This is a genomic window from Nonomuraea longispora (genome assembly GCF_004348345.1).
Lineage (GTDB): Bacteria > Actinomycetota > Actinomycetes > Streptosporangiales > Streptosporangiaceae > Nonomuraea > Nonomuraea longispora.
In genome coordinates, this window is sequence record NZ_SMJZ01000036.1 from 14,898 (window position 1) to 37,013 (window position 22,116).

Annotated in this window: 24 protein-coding genes; 13 read left to right on the forward strand and 11 right to left on the reverse strand. The window is 70.4% G+C overall.

The genetic code is table 11. The annotated features are described in order from the left end of the window. The first annotated feature begins 63 nt into the window (after positions 1-63). Genes E1267_RS12365 through E1267_RS12375 form a run of 3 tightly spaced genes read left to right on the forward strand, consistent with a single transcriptional unit; the run spans position 64 to position 2,546 of the window. Complete coding sequence (locus E1267_RS12365) at positions 64-1,305, forward strand: Tm-1-like ATP-binding domain-containing protein (protein WP_132332576.1); 1,242 nt, start codon at positions 64-66, stop codon at positions 1,303-1,305. After that, on the forward strand, positions 1,302-2,123 hold the full coding sequence (locus tag E1267_RS12370; protein ID WP_132332577.1) for a phosphoenolpyruvate hydrolase family protein: 822 nt from the start codon (positions 1,302-1,304) through the stop codon (positions 2,121-2,123). The genes E1267_RS12365 and E1267_RS12370 overlap by 4 nt, the downstream gene beginning before the upstream one ends. Before the next feature lie 15 nt (positions 2,124-2,138). Next, the gene (locus E1267_RS12375) at positions 2,139-2,546 is read left to right on the forward strand and encodes a cupin domain-containing protein (protein ID WP_132332578.1); all 408 of its coding nucleotides are present in this window, start codon (positions 2,139-2,141) and stop codon (positions 2,544-2,546) included. Positions 2,547-2,720: 174 nt separating this feature from the next. Here E1267_RS12375 and E1267_RS12380 read toward each other — a convergent pair whose 3' ends face one another. Further along, entirely contained in the window at positions 2,721-3,926 is a 1,206-nt protein-coding gene (locus tag E1267_RS12380; protein ID WP_132332579.1) for a site-2 protease family protein, read from the reverse strand. Between the two features lie 132 nt (positions 3,927-4,058). Here E1267_RS12380 and E1267_RS12385 point away from each other — a divergent pair, with 132 nt between their 5' ends. Next, the gene (locus E1267_RS12385; RefSeq protein WP_132332580.1) at positions 4,059-5,069 is read left to right on the forward strand and encodes a LacI family DNA-binding transcriptional regulator; all 1,011 of its coding nucleotides are present in this window, start codon (positions 4,059-4,061) and stop codon (positions 5,067-5,069) included. 8 nt (positions 5,070-5,077) lie between these two features. Here the strand turns inward: E1267_RS12385 and E1267_RS12390 are convergent, their stop codons facing one another. Further along, positions 5,078-5,407 (reverse strand): DUF3040 domain-containing protein, encoded by a 330-nt coding sequence (locus E1267_RS12390; RefSeq protein WP_165959577.1) that lies wholly within the window; start codon positions 5,405-5,407, stop codon positions 5,078-5,080. Between the two features lie 339 nt (positions 5,408-5,746). Between E1267_RS12390 and E1267_RS12395 the strand changes: the two genes are divergently transcribed. After that, positions 5,747-6,223: a MarR family winged helix-turn-helix transcriptional regulator gene (locus tag E1267_RS12395; protein ID WP_246063797.1), complete on the forward strand. Its 477-nt coding sequence runs from the start codon at positions 5,747-5,749 to the stop codon at positions 6,221-6,223. Positions 6,224-6,390: 167 nt separating this feature from the next. On the opposite strand, the gene E1267_RS12400 is transcribed toward E1267_RS12395, so the two are convergent. Genes E1267_RS12400 through E1267_RS12415 form a run of 4 tightly spaced genes read right to left on the reverse strand, consistent with a single transcriptional unit; the run spans position 6,391 to position 9,808 of the window. Further along, on the reverse strand, positions 6,391-7,368 hold the full coding sequence (locus E1267_RS12400; RefSeq protein WP_132332583.1) for a glycine betaine ABC transporter substrate-binding protein: 978 nt from the start codon (positions 7,366-7,368) through the stop codon (positions 6,391-6,393). A 47-nt stretch (positions 7,369-7,415) separates the two neighbouring features. Beyond that, the gene (locus E1267_RS12405) at positions 7,416-8,183 is read right to left on the reverse strand and encodes an ABC transporter permease (RefSeq protein WP_201760931.1); all 768 of its coding nucleotides are present in this window, start codon (positions 8,181-8,183) and stop codon (positions 7,416-7,418) included. Beyond that, positions 8,173-9,168, reverse strand: coding sequence for an ABC transporter ATP-binding protein (locus E1267_RS12410; protein ID WP_132332584.1), 996 nt, complete (start codon positions 9,166-9,168; stop codon positions 8,173-8,175). The genes E1267_RS12405 and E1267_RS12410 overlap by 11 nt, the downstream gene beginning before the upstream one ends. Then, positions 9,155-9,808, reverse strand: a complete 654-nt coding sequence (locus tag E1267_RS12415) for an ABC transporter permease (RefSeq protein WP_132332585.1) — start codon at positions 9,806-9,808, stop codon at positions 9,155-9,157. The genes E1267_RS12410 and E1267_RS12415 overlap by 14 nt, the downstream gene beginning before the upstream one ends. A gap of 124 nt (positions 9,809-9,932) precedes the next feature. Between E1267_RS12415 and E1267_RS12420 the strand changes: the two genes are divergently transcribed. Beyond that, complete coding sequence (locus E1267_RS12420; protein WP_165959578.1) at positions 9,933-10,751, forward strand: IclR family transcriptional regulator; 819 nt, start codon at positions 9,933-9,935, stop codon at positions 10,749-10,751. Positions 10,752-10,764: 13 nt separating this feature from the next. Here E1267_RS12420 and E1267_RS12425 read toward each other — a convergent pair whose 3' ends face one another. Continuing rightward, positions 10,765-11,460, reverse strand: coding sequence for a DUF4142 domain-containing protein (locus tag E1267_RS12425; protein ID WP_132332587.1), 696 nt, complete (start codon positions 11,458-11,460; stop codon positions 10,765-10,767). 208 nt (positions 11,461-11,668) lie between these two features. Here E1267_RS12425 and E1267_RS12430 point away from each other — a divergent pair, with 208 nt between their 5' ends. The 4 genes from E1267_RS12430 to E1267_RS12445 all read left to right on the forward strand — a co-directional run bounded on the left by E1267_RS12430 (position 11,669) and on the right by E1267_RS12445 (position 14,450). After that, the gene (locus E1267_RS12430) at positions 11,669-12,055 is read left to right on the forward strand and encodes an STAS domain-containing protein (protein WP_132332588.1); all 387 of its coding nucleotides are present in this window, start codon (positions 11,669-11,671) and stop codon (positions 12,053-12,055) included. A gap of 103 nt (positions 12,056-12,158) precedes the next feature. After that, complete coding sequence (locus tag E1267_RS12435) at positions 12,159-12,764, forward strand: Dps family protein (RefSeq protein ID WP_246063798.1); 606 nt, start codon at positions 12,159-12,161, stop codon at positions 12,762-12,764. Between the two features lie 51 nt (positions 12,765-12,815). Continuing rightward, on the forward strand, positions 12,816-13,319 hold the full coding sequence (locus tag E1267_RS12440; RefSeq protein ID WP_220449444.1) for a hypothetical protein: 504 nt from the start codon (positions 12,816-12,818) through the stop codon (positions 13,317-13,319). A gap of 84 nt (positions 13,320-13,403) precedes the next feature. Next, positions 13,404-14,450, forward strand: a complete 1,047-nt coding sequence (locus tag E1267_RS12445) for a protein kinase family protein (protein ID WP_132332590.1) — start codon at positions 13,404-13,406, stop codon at positions 14,448-14,450. Between the two features lie 50 nt (positions 14,451-14,500). Here E1267_RS12445 and E1267_RS12450 read toward each other — a convergent pair whose 3' ends face one another. The 3 genes from E1267_RS12450 to E1267_RS12460 form a co-directional block, all read right to left on the reverse strand. After that, positions 14,501-14,842 carry a TraR/DksA family transcriptional regulator gene (locus tag E1267_RS12450; protein WP_132332591.1) on the reverse strand — a complete coding sequence of 114 codons (342 nt, stop codon included), beginning with the start codon at positions 14,840-14,842 and terminating at the stop codon, positions 14,501-14,503. Next, on the reverse strand, positions 14,835-15,140 hold the full coding sequence (locus tag E1267_RS12455; RefSeq protein WP_132332592.1) for a TraR/DksA family transcriptional regulator: 306 nt from the start codon (positions 15,138-15,140) through the stop codon (positions 14,835-14,837). Before E1267_RS12455 ends, E1267_RS12450 begins: the two co-directional genes overlap by 8 nt. Positions 15,141-15,270: 130 nt before the next feature. Beyond that, the gene (locus E1267_RS12460) at positions 15,271-15,642 is read right to left on the reverse strand and encodes a hypothetical protein (protein ID WP_132332593.1); all 372 of its coding nucleotides are present in this window, start codon (positions 15,640-15,642) and stop codon (positions 15,271-15,273) included. Positions 15,643-15,878: 236 nt separating this feature from the next. On the opposite strand from E1267_RS12460, the gene fdhA reads away from it, so the two are divergent. Both fdhA and E1267_RS12470 read left to right on the forward strand, forming a co-directional pair. After that, positions 15,879-17,102 (forward strand): formaldehyde dehydrogenase, glutathione-independent, encoded by a 1,224-nt coding sequence (gene fdhA, locus E1267_RS12465; RefSeq protein ID WP_132332594.1) that lies wholly within the window; start codon positions 15,879-15,881, stop codon positions 17,100-17,102. A 371-nt stretch (positions 17,103-17,473) separates the two neighbouring features. Beyond that, on the forward strand, positions 17,474-18,067 hold the full coding sequence (locus E1267_RS12470) for a hypothetical protein (protein ID WP_132332595.1): 594 nt from the start codon (positions 17,474-17,476) through the stop codon (positions 18,065-18,067). 134 nt (positions 18,068-18,201) lie between these two features. Here the strand turns inward: E1267_RS12470 and E1267_RS12475 are convergent, their stop codons facing one another. Further along, a complete protein-coding gene (locus E1267_RS12475; protein ID WP_132332596.1) occupies positions 18,202-20,172 on the reverse strand; it encodes a glycoside hydrolase family 32 protein in 1,971 nt (656 codons plus the stop codon). Positions 20,173-20,444: 272 nt separating this feature from the next. On the opposite strand from E1267_RS12475, the gene E1267_RS12480 reads away from it, so the two are divergent. After that, positions 20,445-22,049 (forward strand): ABC-F family ATP-binding cassette domain-containing protein, encoded by a 1,605-nt coding sequence (locus E1267_RS12480; RefSeq protein ID WP_181957792.1) that lies wholly within the window; start codon positions 20,445-20,447, stop codon positions 22,047-22,049. Positions 22,050-22,116 lie beyond the last annotated feature (67 nt).

Sequence of the window (22,116 nt, forward strand, 5' to 3'; positions counted from 1 at the left end):
GCGTGGAAGGCCGCCGGACCGGGCACATCCAGGAGGTCTCCGAACAGAGGGGTGTGGCAGGACATGCCGTCCGTCGTGCTGATCGGCACACTCGACACCAAGGGCGAGGAGTACGCGTGGCTGCGCAACCGGCTCGTGGAGCTGGGCAGCGACGTGGTGGTGGTGGACGTCGGCGTCGGCGTTCCCGGCCAGACGCTGCTCGCCGACGTCTCCAACGAGCAGGTCGCCGAGGCGGGAGGAGGCGACCTGCGGGAGCTGCGCGCCGCCGGCGACCGGGGGGCCGCCGTGACCACCATGGGAGAGGGCGCGGCCGGGATCCTCGCCAGGCTGCACGCCGACGGCCGCGCCGACGCCGTGCTGGCGCTGGGCGGCAGCGGCGGCTCCTCGATCGCCGCGCGCGCCGTGCGCGACCTGCCCATCGGGCTGCCCAAGCTGATCGTGTCGACGATGGCCGCCGGGGACGTCTCGCCGTACGTCGGGGCGAAGGACGTCACGATGATGTACAGCGTGGTCGACATCGCCGGCATCAACCGGCTCTCCCGCGCGATCCTCGGCAACGCCGCCGCCGCGGCGGCGGGCATGGCCCGTTCGCACCGGCTCGCCAAGGCCGAGCTGACCTCGGGCGGCTCCGACCGGCCGCTGATCGGCGCGTCGATGTTCGGCGTGACCACACCTGCCGTCGACGCCGCGCGCGAGCGGCTCGCCGGGCTCGGCTACGAGGTGCTGGTATTCCACGCGACCGGCGCCGGCGGGCGCGCGCTCGAAGGGCTCGCGGCGAGCCGGATGCTGGCAGGCGTGCTCGACCTGACCACCACCGAGCTCGCCGACGACCTCGTGGGCGGCGTCCTGTCCGCGGGGCCCGACCGGCTCACCGCCGCCGGTGCGCACGGCGTGCCGCAGGTGGTCGCGCCAGGCGCGCTCGACATGGTCAACTTCGGGCCCCGCGACAGCGTGCCCGCCGAGTTCGGCGACCGCCTGCTGTACGTGCACAACCCCACCGTGACGCTGATGCGCACCACGGCGGGCGAGATGGGCGAGCTGGGCCGCCGGGTGGCCGCCAAGCTGCGCGACGCGAGCGGGCCGGCCGTGCTGTTCGTGCCCCGCAGGGGCGTGTCCGCCCTCGACGCGCCCGGTGGCCCCTTCGCCGACCCGAAGGCCGACGAGGCCTGCTTCGAGACCATGGCCGAGGGGCTGCGCGGCTCCGGCGTCCCCGTCGAGGAGCTCGATCTGCACATCAACGACCCCGCCTTCGGCCGCGCCATGGCGGAGCGGCTGCATCGCATGATCACTGGAGGTGCCACGTGAACAGGCAGGACGTCCTTGACAGGCTCCGCGGCACGGTCGCGGACGGGCGGCCCGTCGTCGGCGCGGGAGCCGGCACCGGCCTGTCGGCCAAGTGCGCCGAGGCCGGCGGCGTCGACCTGATCATCATCTACAACTCGGGCCGCTACCGCATGGCCGGGCGCGGCTCGCTGGCCGGGCTGCTGCCGTACGGCGACGCCAACCAGATCGTCGTCGAGATGGCCTCCGAGGTACTGCCGGTCGTCCGCGACACGCCGGTGCTGGCCGGGGTGTGCGGCACCGACCCGTTCCGCGTCATGCCGCTCTTCCTCGACCAGCTCAAGGCGATGGGGTTCGCGGGCGTGCAGAACTTCCCGACCGTGGGCCTGTACGACGGCACCTTCCGCCAGAACCTGGAGGAGACCGGCATGGGCTACGAGCTGGAGGTGCAGATGGTGCGGCAGGCCCGCGAACGCGACCTCGTCACCGCCCCCTACGTCTTCGACGAGGGCCAGGCGCGGGCCATGGCCGAGGCGGGCGCCGACGTGCTCGTGCCGCACGTGGGGCTGACCACCAAGGGCAGCATCGGCGCCGGCACCGCGCTCACCCTCGACGAGGCCGCCGAACGGGTGCAGGCCATGCGTGACGCGGCCGTCGCCGTCCGGCCCGACGTGCTCGTGCTCTGCCACGGCGGGCCGATCGCCGAGCCCGGCGACGCCGCGTACGTATTGTCGCGCACGAAGGGCGTGGTCGGCTTCTTCGGCGCCTCGTCCGTCGAGCGGTTGCCCACCGAGCGCGCCATCACCGAGCAGGTCCGGGCCTTCAAGTCACTCACGTTCTGAGAGCGAGGAACCGACATGCACGTCAGCCCCGACAACGTGCCGACGATGGCGTTCGACTGGGGGTCGATCAAGTGGTTCGTCACCCCGTCGGCCGTCGAGGGGGCGAGCAGCACCCTGGGCGAGGTCATCGTCAACCCCGGCCGCGGGCACGCCCGCCACAACCACCCCGCCGCCGAGGAGATCATCTACGTCATCTCAGGCGAGGGCCGCCAGATGGTGGACGACGGCGAGGAGTTCGCCATCAGGGAAGGCGACACCGTGCACATCCCCGCGGGCGTCTACCACTCGACGTACAACACCACCTGGCGGCCGTTGCGGCTGATCGTCACGTACACGCCCGGTGGAGAGGAGAAGGCGCTGGAAGCGGCGCCGGATCTCACACTGCACGAGCCGGGCCGCGTCGCGGAGTGGCGCCAGGCCTGATCTCGCGCGAGACTGCGTGGCAGTGCCGAGGCGTACACCCGAAAGGCGCTGTTCGACCAGTACATCTCGTGGAAGCGCAGGTTGCGGCCCGAGGTGCTGAGCTCCAGCGGGGGTCCGGAGATCGTGCGTGGTGATGGGCACGGTTGACGCGGCGGCAGGCGTGTCCGCATCGGGTCACCGGCCGGAGCGGTCCAGGGGCCGGTCAGGGTGATGCGTCGTCAGGTCGGCGCCCCGGGGCCCGTGGTACGGGTCGCTCGCGCGCAGCCCGGCGGTCTGGATCACGCGGCTGATGTCGCTGGGCGTGAGCAGCCCGATCAGCCGCCCGTGCGGGTCGAGCACCACGGCCCGGCCGTCGGCGCAGCCCCCCATCCTGCCGAGCACGTCGATCAGTGTCTCGTCCGGCCGGGCGGTGGGCACCTCGTCGGAAGGGCAGGCGATGTCGCGCAGCCGCGTCGCCGTCCGCGCGTCCGGCGGCACCCGGCGGATGCGGTTGAGCGTGACCAGCCCGAGGAAGCGCATGTCGTGGTCCACCAGCGGATACGTGGACAGGCGCTCGCGCAGGACGACCCGGTCGACCAGTTCGGCCACGGTCTCGTCCGGATGGGCGACGACGAGCCGGTCCGCCATGACGTCCCCGATCCTGACGCCGTGCAGCGACGAGCCGAGCTGCGCCTGCTGCTCCTCGGCACTGGCGGCGCTGACGAGGAACAGGCCGATCAGCGCCAGCCACAGCCCTTCGAACCCGCTGCCGGTGACGACCTGGAGGAAGCCCAGCGCGATGAGAATGTAGCCGAAGACCCGGCCTGCGCGGGCGGCGGCCACCGCGGCCCGCGTACGATCGCCCCACCGCGACCACAGAGCGGCACGCAGCACCCGCCCGCCGTCCAGCGGCGCGGCCGGGATCAGGTTGAACACGGCCAGGATCACGTTGACCCCCGCCAGGTAGGTGAACATTCCGACCAGCAGCGGCGCCCCGCCCGCGGCGGCGGTCAGCAGCGCGACGGCCCCGAAGAACACGCCGCACGCGATGCTGGTGAGCGGCCCCACCACCGCGATCCTCAGGTCGGCCCCCGGCGTACGCGGCTCGCCGCGCAGTTCCGCCACCCCTCCGAGCAGCCACAGCGTGATACGCGCCACGTCGATGCCGTGGCGCTTGGCCACCAGCGCGTGGGAGATCTCGTGGGCCAGCAGCGAGGCCAGGAACAACACCGCCGTGACCAGCCCCGCCAGCAGGTACACCACGGGGGACGAGCCGGGGAAGACCACGGGGAACCGGCCGAAGGCCAGCCCGACGAGCAGGATCACCACGATGACCAGCACGCTGACGTTGAGCCCGACCGGGATCCCCCCGATCCGGCCGAGACTGATGGATGAGCGCATCCGCCCTCCCCACAGGTACGAGTGCCCGCCCCACTACCCACAAAGGGCATGCCCACGCAGGAACCCGCGCGTTCGGGAACAACCGTGCGAAGAGGCGGTAGGATCAGCGGTGACCACCGGACACGAGGAACGATGTCGAGCATCAAAGAGGTCGCCCGGCTTGCCGGGGTCTCCGTCGGCACCGTGAGCAACGTGCTCAACCGGCCCGAGATGGTGGCCCCCCAGACGCGGCTGCGGGTGCAGGCGGCGATCGCCACGCTCGGCTACGTCCGCAACGGCTCCGCCCGGCAGTTACGGGCCGGCCGCAGCCGCACCATCGGCGTGGTCGCCCTCGATCTGGCCAACCCCTTCTTCATCGACGTGCTGCGCGGCGTGGAGACCGCGGCGCAGCCCCTCGACGTCAACGTCATGGTCTTCAACAGCAACAAGGACGCCTCCCGCGAGGCCGGGCTGCTGGAGACGTTCGAGGAGCAGCGTCCCCTGGGCGTGCTCATCACGCCGGTCAACGACAGCGGCGAGGAGGAGCGGCTGAGCCGGCTCGTCTCCCGCGGCATCCCGGTGGTGCGCTTCGACAGCTCGGCCCCGCACAGCCGCGGTTGTGCCGTGGCGGTGGACGACGTGCTCGGCGGGCGCCTGGCCGGCCGGCACCTGCGCGAGCGGGGGCACCGCCGCATCGCCTTCGCCGGCGGGCCGTTCAGCGTGCGCCAGGTGCGGGAGCGGCGCGACGGCCTGGCCGGTGAGCTGGACCCCTCCGACGTGCTGACCGTCATCCCGCTGCCCGACCTGACGGTGGCCACCGGGCGCGTCGCCGGCGCGGAGCTCGCCGGGCTGCCTCCCGCCGAGCGCCCCACCGCGCTCTTCTGCGCCAACGACCTGGTCGCGATCGGGGCGTTGCAGGAGATGACCCAGCGGGGCCTGCGGGTGCCGGCCGACGTGGCGATCCTCGGCTATGACGACATCGACTTCGCCGCCGCCGCGGCCGTGCCGCTGTCGTCGATCCGGCAACCGCGCGAGGAGCTCGGCCACACCGCCGCGCTGATGTTGCTCGAGGAGGCGAACCAGCCCGCCGGCCACGCTCACGAGCATCGCCAGGTCGTCTTCCAACCCGACCTGGTCGAACGCGCCTCCACCGCCGCTCCCTAGCGGCGCCGTCAGCTCATCTGGTCGTTGAGCTCGGTGGCGCCGGGGCCGGGGAAGGGGCCGTTGAACGGGATCGCGGTCGGGGAGGGTCGCAGCGTGCCCGAGAAGTCCTGGTAGGACAGCAGGATGGCCACCGCGAGCACCAGGACGACGCTGGTCGCCGCGGCCAGCGCCCACAACACGACCGCCTGGGTGCTCAGGGCGTCGAGCCCGCGGGGCGGGTCAGGCTCGCCGCCCCTGCCGCGCGGCCCCGCCAGGAGCTTGTCGAGCACGGGGTCCTCGTGCGCCAGCTGCTTTTCGATCTGCGCGAGCGCTCGCCGCTCGTCTCTGGACATCGCCATGATCTCAGGCCGTCTCCAGGGCATGACGGTAACGGCCGACCTGGAGAGGGGGTACAAGCACCTGAGGGACTCCCAACGTGGCTCTCCACATTCTTGCAGTATGCAACATTAGTGACTCCGCTGTCACGGCGCGCGGAGTTCCCGGGATCACCTTCGCACACGGGCCGCGCCGGTCGCCGAGGCGGCCCCGGCGGCGCGCGGGGAGAGCGGCACGGACGTCCGGCCGGTCTCCGCGATCTTCCGACCTGCGGAGGAACGGCATCGTAGGCCGGGTCGCCATGTGGACGCCCGTCCCCGACCGTGTAGAACAGTTCTATGCCAGAGCGTCAATCCGCCCAGATGAACGGTGAGGACCGGGATGCTGTCATCTCGGCGGTGCTGGCGGGTTCGCGGCTGCTGGTCGCGATCGCGGCTCGCTCGCTCGGCGCCGTCGCCGACCGGGTGACGTTGCCGCAGTTCCGGATGCTCGTGGTGCTCTCAGGGCACGGCGAGACCAAGCTCGTCACCATGGCGGAGCTGCTCGACGTCAATTCGTCCACGGCCATGCGCATGGCCGACAGGCTCGCCGCCGCGGGGCTGGTGCTCCGCGAGGTCAACCCGCTGAACCGGCGGGAGAGCCTGATGCGCCTGACCGACGAGGGCAGGCGCATCGTGGACCAGGTGACCGCCCGCCGCAGGGACGAGATCGCGGCGATCGTCTCCCGGATGTCACCGGTGGAGCGCCGGGCGCTGATTTCGGCGATGACCGCCTTCAACGAGGCGGGCGGCGAGTCGGCGGAAGCCGGCACCCACCCTCTCGGCTGGCCCGACGCCTGAGCGGCCGGTCCGGCGCGTACGCGCCTGGGCGGAGGGCCGGGAGCCGCGACGACGGCGACCCAGGGTGACCGCGACGACGGGGTGACGGCGACGACCGGGGCGGGCCGCACGGTGGCGGCCCGCCCCGGCCAGGCGGTCAGCGTTCAGGGGACCAGGCGGTCAGGCGGTCAGGCGGCCCCGTCGCTGCCGAGGAAGCCCTGCTTGCCCAGCCAGTCGGAGGCGACCTTGCCCGGCTCCATGCCCTCGACGTCGACCTGCGCGTTGAGCTCCTGCATGGTCGTGTCGTCCAGCTTGGCGATCAGGGGCTGCAGCACCTTCTCGACGGCGGGGCTCTTCTGGTAGGTCTCGTCCCTCAGGGTCATGGCGGCGTTGTAGATCGGGAAGAACTTCTTGTCGTCCTCCAGCACCGTGAGGTCGAGGGCGGCGATGCGGCCGTCGGTGGTGAACACCTCGCCGAAGTTGCAGGTCTCGCCCTTGTCGGTCTCGGTGTAGACGACGCCGGTGTCGAGCAGGGAGATGTTGTTCTTCGGGATGTTCATGTCGTACGCCTTGCTCAGGCCGGGCAGCCCGTCGTCACGGGTCGAGAACTCCGTCTCGATGCAGATCGTGACGTCCTTGGGGCTGGTCCTGGCCAGTTCGGCCACGTCGGAGACCGTCTTGACGCCCAGCTCCGTGGCCTTCTCGGAGCGGATGGCCAGGGCGTAGGTGTTGTTCAGCGGGGTCGGACCGATCCAGCGGATCTTGTTCTTCTCCAGGTCGGCCTCGGCGGTGGCCTTGAACTGCTCGGCGGAGTCCTGGATCGGCTCGGTGTTCTTCAGGAACTCGATCCACCCTGTGCCGGAGTAGTCCCAGTACATGTCGATCTCTTTGGACTCCAGGGCCTTGCGGTTCGCCACCGTACCGCCGAGGTTGGTCTTGTCGACGACCTCGGCCCCGTGCGCCTTGAGCAGGTGCACGGCGAGCTTGCCGAGCACGATGTTCTCGGTGAAGTCCTTGGAGCCGATGATGTACTTGGTCCCCTGGAGCTCGTCGCCCGCGCTGCCGGCTTCGACGGCGTCGGAGGAGCCGCAGGCGCTCAGGGTCGTGATCGAGAGGGCTGCGGCTGCGAGCAGGGTGAACGTCTGTCGGAACGGGCGGGAGAACATGGAAGCACCTTCTTGCTATGTGATCGGGTCATTGCCGAAAAGCGTGGTCACATGCCGCGTGGCTTGAGCAGGTCCTCGGCGAGCCCGCCGAGCCAGTCGATGAAGAAGGCGATGCACGCGGTGAGCACGCCTCCGACGATGGTCACGGGCATGCGGTTGAGCTTGAGGCCGTTGACGATCAGCTCGCCGAAGCCGCCGGCCGCGACGAAGGCGCCGAGCGTGGCGACGCCCACGGTGAGCACGAGCGCGGTGCGCAGGCCGGCCAGGATGGCGGGCACGGCCAGCTTGAGCTCGACCCGGCGCAGGATCTGGCCCCTGGTCATGCCCATGCCGCGGGCGGCCTCGATGAGCGCCGGATCGACCTGCTGGACCCCGACCATGGTGTTGCGCAGGACGGGCAGCACGGCGTACGCGACGAGCCCGACCAGCGCGGTCTGGAAGCCGACGCCCATGAGGAACGTGGCCAGCACGAGCAGGCCGATGGAGGGGACGGCCTGGCCCAGGTTGCCCACGGTGAGGATGACGGGCGTGATCAGCCGGTTCCTGGAGCGCGAGGCGGCGATGCCGAGCGGGATCGCGATGATCACTACCAGCGTGGTGGCGGCCACGGTCATCTGGATGTGCTCGACGGCCTTGGTCAGGATCACCGCCTGGTTGAGGCTGCGCTGCTCGATCGAGTCGAGTTCCAGCGTCCCGACCCAGGCGTAGAGGGCGACCAGCACGGCGCAGATGGTGACGGGCGTGATGAGGTGTCGCGCGCCCACCGTACGGCCGCTCGTGCGGGAGTGCCCGACGGCCAGGGTCTCAGCGCTCACTGGACACCACGTCCTCCTGCTCGCCGGCCCGGGTGCCCACGGCCTCGCACAGGGCGGCGTACGTGAGCACTCCGGACGGCGTGGCGCAGCGGTCCGCACCGTGGGCGATCATGATGTCCAGCGCCTCGCGAAGGCTGGCGTCGGCGGACACCTGCGGCAGCCCGGAACCGGCCGGCGAGCCGGTGGCCGACACCTCCGACACGCGCATCAGCGCCAGCCGCTTGAGCGTGGCGTCCTGCCCGATGAAGCTCGCGACGTACTCGTCGGCGGGGTCGGCGAGGATGGCGGCCGGTGTGTCGTACTGCGCGATGTGCGAGCCCTCGCGCAGCACGGCGATGCGGTCGCCGAGCTTGATGGCCTCCTCGAAGTCGTGCGTGACGAAGATGATCGTCTTGCGCAGCTGCTTCTGCAGTTTGACGAACTCGTTCTGCAGGTGCTCGCGCGTGATCGGGTCGGTGGCGCCGAACGGCTCGTCCATGAGCATCACGGGCGGGTCGGCGGCCAGCGCCCTGGCCACGCCCACACGCTGCTGCTGACCTCCGGAGAGCTGGCGAGGGTAGCGGTCGCGGAAGGCCGACGGTTCGAGGTTCACCAGGGACAGCAGTTCGTCCACTCGGGCGGAGATCCGGTCGGCCGGCCAGCCGAGCAGGTTGGGGACCAGGCCGATGTTCTGCGCGATGGTCTGGTGGGGGAACAGGCCGACCTGCTGGATGGCGTACCCGATGTGGCGGCGCAGCTGGTCGGGGTCGAGGCTCAGCACGTCCTGGCCGCCGATGAGGATCTCGCCGGACGTCGGCTCGACCAGGCGGTTGATCATCTTCATAGTGGTCGTCTTGCCGCAGCCCGACGGGCCGACGAACACGACCAGCTCGCCGGCCGGGATGTCGAGGGTGACGTTGTCGACCGCTGGGGCAGGCTGGCCCGGATAGTGCTTGGTCAGCGAGCGCAGCTCGATGCGCACGCCTTCGGTGTCACGGTCGAACACGAAGCCCCCTTGGGGTGGTGATGTAGCGAACGGCGAAGAAGAACAGGTCGAACAGGATGGCGATGACCACGATCCCCAGCGTTCCCGCGAGGGTGGCGTTCAGGGAGTTCACCGAGCCGAGCCGGGACAGGCCCTCGAAGATCTGCGTGCCCAGGCCGGGGCCGTCGACGACGGCGGCGATGGCGGCGATCCCGATCAGCATCTGCGCCGAGATGCGCACGCCGGTCAGGATCAGCGGCCAGGCCAGCGGAAGCTGCACCCGCAGCAGCAGCCGTACGCGGCTCAGGCCCATCCCGCGGCCCGCCTCGACGGTGGCCGCGTCGAGGCCGCGCAGCCCGGTGACGGTGTTGCGGATGATCGGCAGGAACGCGTACGCGGTCAGCGAGACCAGCGTGGAGCCCCAGCCCAGCCCGAAGATGGGGATGAGGAGGGTGAGCAGCGCGAGTGACGGGACCGTCAGGATCCCGGCGGAGATCGCCACGGAGGTGCTGCGCACCTTGGGGGCGTCGTAGGCGAGGAGCCCGATGCCGACGCCGAACACGGTGGCGATCGCGATGGCGATTCCCACGACGACGGCGTGCTCGGTCGCGGCCAGCGAGAGGGTGTCCCAGCGTGAGAGCACGTACTCGCTGAAGTTCATGGGGGTACCGGCTTCCTTTACGCTTGCATGGGTTCGCAAACGTATGCGATTAGTTGCGGTGAGCGCAAAACTAGGTGCAACTAGCGCAACAGTAGTGCAATGGTTCTGTTATGAACGGACAGGGATGACGGACAAGCCGACCGTGCCCTCGGCAGGCCTACGCCGGGATATGGAGATTCTCGAACTGCTCGCAGGTCACGGCGATGATCGCGATGCTGACGGGTTCGGTGTCACCTGGATCGCGCAGCGGCTGGGGCGGGAGAAAAGCCAGGTGTCCAGGGCGCTGCGGGCTCTGGAGCTCGAAGGCATGGTCGAGCGCGATCCGGTCACCCGGCGCTACCGCCTCGGGTGGCGGCTGTTCGCCCTGGCGGCGCGCACCCAGCACGCCCGGCTCGTCCAGGTCGCCGCCCCCTACCTGCGGGGGCTGACCACCACCTTCGACGAGGACGCCTACCTGTGCGTGCTGCGCGGCAACCTGGTGCTGACGCTCATGTCGGTGCCGTCGTCGCGGATCTATCACCGCGTCTGGGAGGGCATCTCCGTGCCGCTGCTCATGGCCGCCGCCGGCCGCTCCCTGGTCGCCGACTGGGACGAGCAGCGCGTACGCGACCTGCTGAGCGCCACCACCCTGCCCTCCGGGCTCGAATCGGCGGTCGGCGGCACGGAGGAGTGGCTGGCCGACCTCGCTCACGTGCGCTCGTGCGGCTACGCCGTGACGGACGTCGAGCTGGAAGACAGCACGGCCGGGGTGTCGGCGCCCGTACGCGACCATCGGGGGCTGATCACGGCGGCGATCAGCGTGTCGGTCGCGAGGACGCATCCGGCGGCCCGGCTGCACGAGATCGGCGCCGCGGTCGGCGAGACGGCGCGTCAGCTGTCCATCTCGCTGGGCCTGGTGCCGCACGGCCGCCCGATCATGTCGCCCATGAGGGGGTCGCCATGAAAGGCGCCCGCCCTCAGGTGCTGGGGGTCGGGAAACTCTCCGGTGTGGTCAGCCCGGTGCTTTCGAGCAGACGCTGATGGTTGAGCACGGCGGCGTTGCACTGCTCGGAGAACTTCCTGACCAGGGTGTTCTGTGTGCTGCCTCGGACCGTGCCGATGAGGCCGAAGATCTGGCCGTGCGCCAGGCGCAGCCACTTCACGTACGTGGTGTCGTAGGCGATCCCCGTACGTCCGGAAATGTCGGACATCCAGTTCTGCTGGTCGTCGGTGGGCCTGACGGGCAGCTCCACGTTCAGCTTGGTCGCGAGGTCGCGTGCCTCCACGTCGAGATCGTGGTGCTGCGACGCGATCTCCTTGCTGATCTCGCGGACCTTGGCCGTGCTCGCCTTCTGGACGGCCTCCTGGGCGATGGTCATCTCCCACAGGGTGGCCAGCCGTACCTTCTGGATCAGCGACCGGTCCGCTTCCGACAGCGGTCCCCACTTGGTGAGCCACGTGCCGGAGCCCTGATCCTCCGTGGGCGTCCCGGAGGCGTCCTGCGTCACCTCCGGGAACTCCGTGTCCACCGGCAGCGGGGCGGTGGTCCGCACGGTGGCGACATCGGGCAGGCCCGCACTCTGGGCGGGAAACGACGGGGCGCACGCGCCGAGCGGGACCATCCCCGCGAGACAGCAGACGACGATAACCGGACGGCAGCGTCGAAGTCGCATGTGCCGTCATCCCCTCTGGCTTCGGGCTCGGCCCTGGCTGGGCGGTGCCGGGTCACTACGGGATACGCGGCGCCCGCGGGGACCGTTCAAGCGGCATGCCGAAAAGGCGCGAGAAGCGAGGCCGGAATACGGACACCCTCCGTTGCGGAAGGCGACGGACTGCTAGGGTGGGCTCGCACAACACGGTCCCCCCACCTGGACGGATGCCATGAACCCGATGGAACCCGGCGCCTACGGGGCTCATCCGGACTTCGACATCGGGTTCGACCGTCACGGGCGCATCGCGCTCCTGCACCTGAAGGGCCGCCTCGCCGGAGTGGCGTCGCTCGTCCTCCAGCAATATCTCGTCAAGGTGCTGGTCGCCCGGATCCCGCCGCTGTTCATCGTGAACGTCGAGGGGCTCACCGAGACCGACGACTCCGGCCGCGAGACGCTGCGCTCGGCCGACCGGCACGCACGGGCGTCGGGCGGACGCATGCTCGTCGCGGGTGGCGACGCGGCGCTGCGCCTGCAACTGGGCGCCCTCGACCTGGTGCCGTCCGTCGACGACGCGTTCGCGGAGCTCACCAGCTCGGGCGCGGGCGACCTGCTGTAGCCACGCGCGGGTCTTTTCCGATTGATGGACCGACGTGGTGCTCATGTGCCCTGGTCAAGGGGAATGTTCGCTCCGACGCGATCCGCAGAGGAAGGAACGGCCCGTGCCCACCACCAGACGCACCACCAAGCCCCGCAAGAAAGGCTCCAGCCAGCCGTGGATTCACCAGGACGGCGTTGAGATCCAGGAGTTCGGCACGGTCCGCATGTTCCCGCTCGGGCTCACGTACGAAGCGCGGATGTACTCCTGCCAGCGCCTCAACCAGGTGCTCGCGGACACGCAGATCCTCTACAGCCTGTACAAGAAGCACCACTGGCTGATGCGCGGCCCCACCTTCTACCAGCTCCACCTGCTGCTCGACAAGCACGCCGCGGAGCAGCTCGAGATCATCGACTCGCTCGCCGAGCGGGTGCAGACCCTCGGCGGCGTGGCGGTCGGCGACCCCAGGCACGTCGCCGAGATCACCGTCATCCAGCGCCCGCCGGACGGCGCGGAGGAGGTGCCCGCCATGTTGTCGCGGCTGATCGAGGCGCACGAGGCGATCCTGGTGGCGGCGCACGACGCGGCCGCCCGCACCGCCGAGATGGGCGACGACGGCACCAACGACCTGCTGGTCTCCGACGTCATCCGCACGGGAGAGCTGCAGACCTGGTTCCTCATCGAGCACCTGGTGGACACGCCGCTGGTCGAGCCGGCCCGAGACCGCTGAAGAGCCGGGCCGGTGATGCGCCGCGGGAAGGCGTGAGGCATCCTCTCAAGGATGACCCCCAGGAACAGCCCCCGCACCACGCTCGTACGACGCATGCGCAACCTCGCGGTGCTCGAACCGGTGAACATCGTGATCTTCGGCCTGGTGGCGTTCGTGGTCCTGCCCGCGCCGCTCAACACCGTCAACGTGACGGGGTTCGTCCTGGTGGCCGTGCATCTGCTGATCGGGGGCGCGTACTGGGCGATCAAGGTGCGGCAGTTGCGCGCCCGGCTGCCGGTACCGCCGATGATCGCCGCCTTCTGGTGGTTGCGCCGGTTGTGCGAGACAGCCCTGGTCGCCGGGTTCGTCGTGCTGGCGGTGTTCGCGGCGCGCGGGGAGGTGGGGCTCGAATCGGTGCCGGGCGTCCTGTTCTACCTGATGGCGGTGGCCGAGTACGTGAACTACTTCCACTGGCAGCTCAGCCACCAGACCTCCGCCGACCTCGCGAGGTTGCTGCGGACGCGGCGCGTGCACCGTTCGCACCTCTACCTGGACATGCGCGCTCACCGATCCTGAGCGTCCTCGACGCAGGAGCCGCGCGCCGGCCACGTCGCGCGGGAGAGGGGCCGTCCGCCCGCTCCCCTGGCTAGAGTCCCCGGAATGGAAGAGACCTCCCGCAACACGACCTACGGCGCCGTGGCCACCTCTCTCGCCTTCCACGGCGACCACGAGCTGGGCGAACTGCTGAAGGAGGCCGTCCCGCTCGGCTCCGGCGTCGGCGGGAGGTCGGCGCTGCTGGAGGTGGAAGGAACGCCGGTGTTCGTGAAACAGGTGCCTCTCACCGACCGGGAGCTGCTGCCGGAGACCGTCCGGTCCACCGCGAACGTCTTCGGGCTCCCGCCCTTCTGCCGCTACGGCATCGGCGGCATCGGCGGTCCGGGCGGCGGTGCGTGGCGGGAGCTGGCCGTGCACGTCATGACCACGAACTGGGTGCTGGCCGGGCGGTTCCCCGGTTTCCCGCTGATGTACCACTGGCGGGTGCTGCCGGACGGCCCGCATCCGCCGCCGGAGGAGCTGGCCGACGTGGAGCGGGCGGTCGCCTTCTGGGGCGGCGGCCCTGAGGTGCGGGAGCGCATCGAAGAGCTCCACCGCTCCCGGGCGAGTCTCGTGTTGTTCCTCGAACACTTCCCGCACGACCTGCACGAATGGCTCAAGGCGCCGGTGGCGGCAGGGGGCGAGACCGCCGGCTCGGCCTGTGAGCTGGTGGAGCGGGAGCTGGAGTCGGGGGTCTCGTTCATGAACGCCCACGGCCTGCTGCACTTCGACGCCCACTTCCAGAACATCCTGACCGACGGGCGCCGGCTCTACTTCGCCGACTTCGGGTTGTCGATCTCCTCGCGCTTCACGATGTCGAGCGAGGAGTCGGACTTCTTCCGCCGGCACGCCACGTACGACCGCGCGTACACGCGTACACACCTGGTGAACTGGCTGGCGGCCGAGCTGTACGGCGCCGCCACGGCGGACGAGCGGGGCGTCCTCATGCGCAGGTGGGCCGACGGGGAGCGGCCCGAAGGCGTCCCGGAGACGGTCGCGGCGATCCTCACCCGGCACAGCCCGGTGGCCATCGTGATGTCCGGCTTCTACCGCCGGTTCCAGCGGGAGAGCCGGCTGGTGCCGTACCCGCTGGAGGAGATCCTCGCGTTGTGACGTGTCGCGCCGGGAGGGCCGGAAATCACGCCCCGGCCCTCCCGGCTCTCTCAGGCGGCTTCGTGCCGGCGCTGGCAGCCGATGCAGTAGCGCGCCAGCGGCCGGATCTTGAGCCGCTCGAACGGGATGCCCGTCTCGCAGTGGGAGCAGCGCCCGTAGGTGCCCTCGGACAGCCGTTCGAGGGCCTGGCCGAGCTCGGCGATGGCGCGGTCGGCGGCGGCGATGTTGACGAGCAGTTCCTGCCACGTGTCGTCGGCACCACTGCCCTCGCTCGCCGCCGCCTGCAGACCGGCCAGCTGGTTGCTGCGCCTGGCCAGCTGCTCCTGGAGCTCCTGGCGCAGCGTCTCGGCCTGCACGCTGCTGAGGTGAGTCGTTCCGTTGGTGTCAGTCATGCTGATGTCCTCTCTGGAGCGCGCACCGGTCGCAGATGCTCCGGTACGGCATCCGCAGGAGCTGTTCGTAGGCGATGAAAGTCCCGCAGCCCCGGCACGTTCCGTAGATGCCCCTGTCCATGCGGTCGAGTGCGGTCTCGATCTCGGACGTGCGGGCATCGGCCGTGGCGCCGGACGGTCGGGGGCGGGACAGGGCGGCCGTGAGCTGCTCCTGCAGCAGCTCACGAAGTTCCTCCAGCCGCGCCAGGTGCCGCTCGTAGTGCTGCAGGTGCGTGTGGACTGATTTGACGTCGGCCATGACAGTGTTCGGCTCCTTGCTTGCGGATAACGGCGCACCCCCGGGGGTGGCCGAAGGCAGCGCTCACGGACGGGGACCGGGCATGTGCCACCGGGCCTCGCACCGCGCGAGCGGCAGGAGAAGAGGAGCGCTAGATCAGCGGCGGACTGCGCGATCCGGCCGTGCGGTGCGCGAGTTGCTGGGGATCGCGGATCCCGCCTGGATCGAGCCCGGCGGCGGGCAACCTCGCGAGCAGCCCGGCCTCGTGCCGGCGCTCACCGCGCAGGGGCGGCCACAGCGGCAGCACCTGGCGCTCGCCGGTCGCGGTCTGCGGCGGCATGCTCGACAACTGCGCGTCCCACGCCTCGGGTGTCCACGTCTGCATGGCGCCCAGGCCGGGTTGGTAGGCACGGCCGCCGTGCCAGTTGTATGTTGATCCGACCAGCAACAAGGACAGCAGGACCAGACCCATCACGCCGGCGAACGTGATGGGCCCTCGTGGTGTTCTCCACGGTCCCGTCATAAGGCCGACCATAGCCCAGACGGTGGGAAAAGGCATGTGTGCCGGTTCGGCGGAAACCGCGGCCGTCCCGCCTAGCCGGGACCGGGGGTGTACGGATCCTGGGTGAGCCCCACCAGGCCGGGTAGAATGCGACATTGAGGTATGAATTCCGCAGGTCGCGGCGTGGCCGCGGCGGCTGGAGGTGATGCCGTCTCTCCGAGAAGACCGTCACTCCACTGCACGAGGGAAGGAACGTCATGCCTGGCAACAAAGCCGTCGTCTACGAAGGTCCAGGCAAGGTCGAGGTACACGAGACCGACTACCCGGAGTTCGAGCTCAAGGACGGTCCGGGGGTCAACCCGGCCAACGTGGGGCGCAAGCTGCCGCACGCCGCGATACTGAGGACCGTCGCGACCAACATCTGCGGCAGCGACCAGCACATGGTCCGCGGCCGGACCACGGCGCCGCACGGCCTCGTGCTGGGGCATGAGATCACCGGCGAGGTCGTCGAGACCGGGCCGGACGTCGAGTTCATCAAGACCGGCGACCTCGTGTCCGCGCCGTTCAACATCTCCTGCGGGCGCTGCCGCAACTGCAAGGAGCGCAAGACGGGCATCTGCGAGAACGTCAACCCCGACCGTCCCGGATCCGCGTACGGCTACGTCGACATGGGCGGCTGGGTCGGAGGACAGGCGGAGTACGCGCTGGTTCCCTACGCGGACTGGAACCTGCTCAAGTTCCCGGACAAGGACCGGGCCATGGCCAAGATCCTCGATCTGGCCATGCTCTCCGACATCTTCCCGACCGGCTTCCACGGCTGCGTCAGCGCCGGCGTGGGCCCGGGATCGACCGTCTACATCGCCGGCGCGGGGCCGGTGGGTCTGGCCGCCGCCGTGTCGGGGTTCCTGCTCGGAGCCGCCGTGGTGATCGTGGGCGACCTCAACAAGGAGCGTCTGCAGCAGGCGCGCAGCTTCGGCTGCGAGACCGTCGACGTGTCGGCCGGCGAGCCGAGGGACCAGATCGAGCAGCTCCTCGGCGTGCCGGAGGTCGACTGCGCCGTGGACGCCGTGGGCTTCGAGGCCCGTGGCCACGGGCGCGCGTCGGAGGAGGAGCACCCGGCCACCGTGCTCAACTCGCTCATGGACCTCACGCGGGCGGGCGGTGCGCTGGGCATCCCCGGCCTGTACGTGACCGGAGACCCCGGAGCGCCCGACGAGGCCGCCAAGCACGGATCGTTGTCGATCCAGTTCGGTCTCGGCTGGGCCAAGTCGCACAGCTTCGTCACCGGTCAGTGCCCGGTCATGAAGTACAACCGCCAGCTGATGACGGCGATCCTGCACGACCGCGTGCAGATCGCGAAGGCGGTCAACGCCACGCCTATCCCGCTGGACCAGGCGCCGCAGGGATACCACGAGTTCGACGAGGGTGCTGCCCGCAAGTACGTGCTCGACCCGCACAACATGTTGTCCACGGCGGCCTAGCGTCACCCAGGGCCGCGAGCTGTGCTCGCGGCCCTTCTTCCTGCGTTATTCCGGCCGTTTGTAAGGGCCGAATCTCCGCTATTTCGTGTCATGTCGACTTCTCTTGGGCGGGGAGTTATGGAGTTCCCGGAACAAGCTGAAGGGGCGATATTGGCTTTTTTTCACCGGTTCTTTCCCGGTGCTGGGACTTCGGGCTCGGCGTGGCGTTGTGGAGCAGCTCGCGGCAACTGTAAGCATCGTACCGATCTCGTTGGCTTGCCCGCCGACAGTCGCGGCCACGGGTCGCATTCCGAAAGGAACGGTACATGTTCACGCTTATTCCCCGAGCAGGAAAAACGGCTAAGTCCAAAGTGGGACATTCGCTGCGGAGTATGACGAAGTCAACGGTGCACGGCACCTTGACCATGGCGCTGGTGGTCACCCTGGCCCCGGCGGCGCTCGCGGCGGACGACGACGACAAGCACAGGCACAAGCACAAGCATCGCGATCATCACGGTCGTTGCAGCCCGCACACGTTCTTCAGGGTCAAGCGCCTGTCGCCGCGCAACTTCTTCGTGCCGCGCACGCGCTTCATCGACGGCCCCGGCGGCTCGATGACGGTGTCCGTCACGCGCGAGCACGAGGTGCTCGCCTTCCTCGAGACCGAGCGCGAGCGTACGGTCGACTTCACCGCCGGCGACGTCGTCCGCAGCCTGCGCAAGCTGGGGCTTCCCCACCTCGAGGAGCGGCACATGGTCTTCACCGGGCACGAGTACACCCGGGAGATCTCCAAGGGCAAGTACGGCAACATGTGGTACCGCGTCTTCGGCTACCGCGTCGGCTGGTCGGCCTGGCGGGTGCTCGGCACGTGCCGCCACGTCGAGGTCGGCACCGGCATCGCCAACGTCCCCTCAAGGGTGGAGGGCTGGCGTTACTGGGAGACCAAGCATCCGAAGTTCAAGAACCGCCTGCTGTCCTGGAAGTGACGAGGCCGAGCCCGTGACCCCGAACGTGGCACCGGGACCTCGGCACGGTGGGCCGGGGACTCGATGCCAGGTTAGCGGAGGTGGCGGGCCGCCTCACCGCCCGTGAGCCGCCCGTGAGCCTTGAGCTGCCGTGGTCAGCTCACCCGGATGTTCTGGAACTGCGCCGTGCCGTCGAAGACGTTGAGCCCGAAGCGGCCGCTCGCGTACTGGTCGTCCTTCGCGTCGATGACGGGCTCCGCGCGATCGTCCAGGTAGACCTTGATGCTCCGCCCCTGGGTCACGACCTTCAGGTGGTAGGTCCGACCCGCCTTGATCGGGGCCTTGTACGTGGCGATGTCGCGTCCGGGCCGCCACAGCTTCACCACGCCCGCCTCGGCGTCGACGTTGGCCGTGTAGTGCCGTTCGGCCCGCGGGCCGGCCCGGAACGTGAGCGCCGCCGCGGCGCCGTCGACCAGCCGCACGTCACCTTCGTAGGTGAAGTCCGCGCCCGTGTGGTCGCTGAGGTAGAACGCGTCGCCCCCGGCCGAGCCCTGCTTGCCGGCCGCGACGTCCGTCCACGAGCCGCTGACCACCCGCCACTGGCCGGGAAGGTTGTGCTCCAGCGTCGGCTCGCCCATGCCCCACGCGGGGGCGAGCTCGTGGATGCGGAGCGAGACGAGCCTGACGCCGCCTCCCTCGACGTGCAGGGCCACACCTCTGCTGTCGGCGCGCGGATCGAAGGCGACGTTCCTGGTGATCGAGGCCAGGCCGTCGTTGCCGAACACCTCCAGCTGCCCCCTGTCCACCAGGATCCGCATCGTGACCCGCCCGCGGGAGGGCTCAAGGGGAGCGCTCATGAGCGTGCGGGCCCGCGTGTCGTACAGGACCTCGCTCCCGGCGTCGCCGCCCGGCCGCACGTCCAGCTTGAAGCCGAACCGCTCGGCCGTGGCGCCCCGCACGTCGAACTCCGCCTCCACCTCGTACGTGTCGAGTGACTGGTCCCGCAGCAGCTTCGCGGCCGTCGCCGGGGTGAGCCCGCGCCCGCGCCACGACGAGGTCCGGTACCGCAACTTCTCCAGCTCCTTGATCGGCTGACGGGTGAGGCGGACGCCGTCGCCGGTCGTGCGCAGGCCGAGCACGGCGGGGAAGCTGGCGTTGCCTGTCCAGGTCGCGCCCTGGTTGCCACCCATCCAGGCCATCTGCACCACTCGGTCGTCGGGCATGTCGTTGAAGACCTGCCCGGCGTAGAAGGAGCCGCCGGCGTGGTTGGTTCCGTGATCCATTCGCTGCGGCTCGTCCCAGTCGGTGGTGAAGGTGGTGCCGTCGAAGTCGCCGACGACGTACTCGCCGCTCGCGTCGGTGAGCACCCACTTCGTCCCGCGCCTGTCGCCGTCCACGGGGAGGGCGAAGAAATCGGGGCACTCGAACAGCCAGCCGGCCGCGTACCTGCTCAGGAACGTCCAGTCGAGCAGGTCGGGGGAGGAGTAGAGGTTGACGCCGTTGCCGCCCTCGTCGGACCAGACCAGCATCACCCACCGCTTGCTGGCGGCGTGCCGGAACACCTTGGGGTCGCGGCTGGTGCCGGGCATGGTCACGACCTTGCGCCCGTTGTCGTACGCCTTGAAGGTGCGGCCCGCGTCGGTGCTGTAGAAGACCGAGACGCCGTTGGTGCCGGAGAAGACGACGAGCGGATCCTCGGCGCCCTCGCGCAAGCCCGAGGTGTTGGCCGCGTCGACGACCCCCGCCCCTGACCAGAGGTCGCCGGGGTGCACGCCGGGTTCGAGGGCGATCGGCTTCTGCGTCCAGTGGACCAGGTCGGTGCTGGTGGCGTGGCCCCAGTGCATGGTGTCCCAGCCGAGACCGTGCGGGTTGTGCTGGTAGAAGAAGTGGTAGGTGCCCTTGTGGTGGAGGAGCCCGTTCGGGTCGTTCATCCAGCCGCCCTGCGAGCTGAAGTGGAACTGGCCCCGGTACGGCTCGGTGTACGTGGTCGGCTGGTAGGGGAACTCCGGCTGGTCGGCTGCGGTGCCGGTTGTGGTGCCGGTTGTGGTGCCGGCGGACGGGACCGCCGCGACGACCATGCCGGTGAGCGCGATGAGGGACGTCAATCCGCGTACGAGCCGTCTCATGACATCGAGGGCCTTCCAACTCGGGGAGGGTGATGTCAACGTTGACATGTCAACGTTGACATCGGCTTGGAGAGCATCATGGGCGTTGCCCCGTGAAACGTCAATGCCTCACCCGCGTAACGGAGCCGGCGTGCCGCGCGGCCGGAAAATGGGGAGCGCGGCAAGGAGGGCGGCCGGTACGCTGGCCGCATGTCTACGCCCCGGATCTCCTAGCCAGGACACCCGCCTTCGCAGCACCCGTGTGTCCTCGAGCTTATCCGGAGCGTCATCAAATGATCACCTTCCGTGGCGTCGACGTGCGCGTCGGCGCCCGCCTCCTGCTGTCGGGCATCACCGCCCACGTGGCCCCCGGCGACCGCATCGGCCTGGTCGGCCGCAACGGCGCGGGCAAGACCACCCTCATGAAGATCCTCGCCGGGCAGGCACAGCCCGCGGCGGGCGGCGTCACCCGTACGGGGCCGGTCGTCCACCTCCCGCAGGACCCGGCCGCCGCCGACCCGGGCACCTCCGTCATCGGCCGCATCCTGTCGGTACGCCGCCTCGACCAGGCCGTACGCGCCCTGCGCGCCGCCGAGAGCGCCCTCGCCGAGTCCGCGGACGAACGGGCGATGGCCCGCTACGCCCGCGCGGAGGCCGAGTTCCAGGCCCGCGGCGGCTACGCGGCGGAGGCCGAGGCCGCCAGGGTCGCCGCCGGGCTCGGCCTGCCCGACCGGGCACTCGCCCAGCCGCTCGGCGCCCTGTCCGGCGGGCAGCGCCGCCGGGTCGAGCTGGCCCGCGTGCTTTTCGCGGAGCAGGGCGTCCTGCTGCTCGACGAGCCGACCAACCACCTGGACGCGGACTCGATCTCCTGGCTGCGCACCTACCTGTCCGGCTGTTCCGGCGGCCTGGTCCTGATCAGTCACGACACCGGGCTGCTGGCCGACGTGGCCAACCGGATCTGGCACGTGGACGCCGGCCGCGCCGCGCTCGACGTGCACAACACCGGCTGGCACACCTACCTGGCCGACCGCGAGGCCGACGACCGGCGCAGGGCGCGCCTGCGGGCCGCCGCCGAACGCAAGGCCGCCGCGCTGCACGCCCAGGCCGGGCGCATGCGCGCCAGGTCGGCCACCGCCGTGCGGGCCAGGGACATGTCCCGCCGCGCCGACCGCATGCTGGCCCAGACGCAGCCCGTACGCCGGGACGAGAAGGCGGCCCGCATCCGGCTGCCCGAGCCCGCCCCCTGCGGCCGGATGCCGCTCGGCGCGATCAGCCTGACCAAGTCGTACGGCACGCTGCCCGTGCTGTCGGGGATCGACCTGGCCATCGACCAGGGGAGCAGGCTCGTGGTGCTGGGGTTCAACGGCGCCGGCAAGACCACGTTGCTGAAGCTGCTGGCCGGGTACGAACGTCCCGACTCCGGCCGGGTGGTGCCCGGCCACGGGCTGCGGCTCGGCTACTTCGCCCAGGAGCACGACACCCTGGACCCGGCGCACACCGTCGGGCAGCACCTGGCCGCCGTCGCCCCGCACCTGAGGGGCGGCGAGGCGCGGACGGTGCTCGGGTCGTTCCTGTTCGGCGGCGACGACGTGGACAAACCGGTCGGGGTGCTGTCGGGCGGGGAGAAGACCCGGCTGGCCCTGGCCGGGCTGGTCAGCTCTCGGGCCAACGTGCTGCTGCTCGACGAGCCGACCAACAACCTCGACCCGGCGTCCAAGGCGGAGGTGCTGGCGGCGGTCGGGGCCTACCGCGGGGCCGTGGTCATGGTCACGCACGACCCCGAGGCCGTCGAGGCGCTGCGGCCCGACCGGGTGCTGCTCCTGCCCGACGGGGTCGAGGACCTGTGGAACTCCGGGTACGCCGACCTGGTCCGCGCTCCGGTAGCCCACGGCCAGTAACGCCACGAAAAGACCACCCGGACACCAACGGCCAGGGGCAGGGTGTGCCCGACGGTGCGCTGGCTCC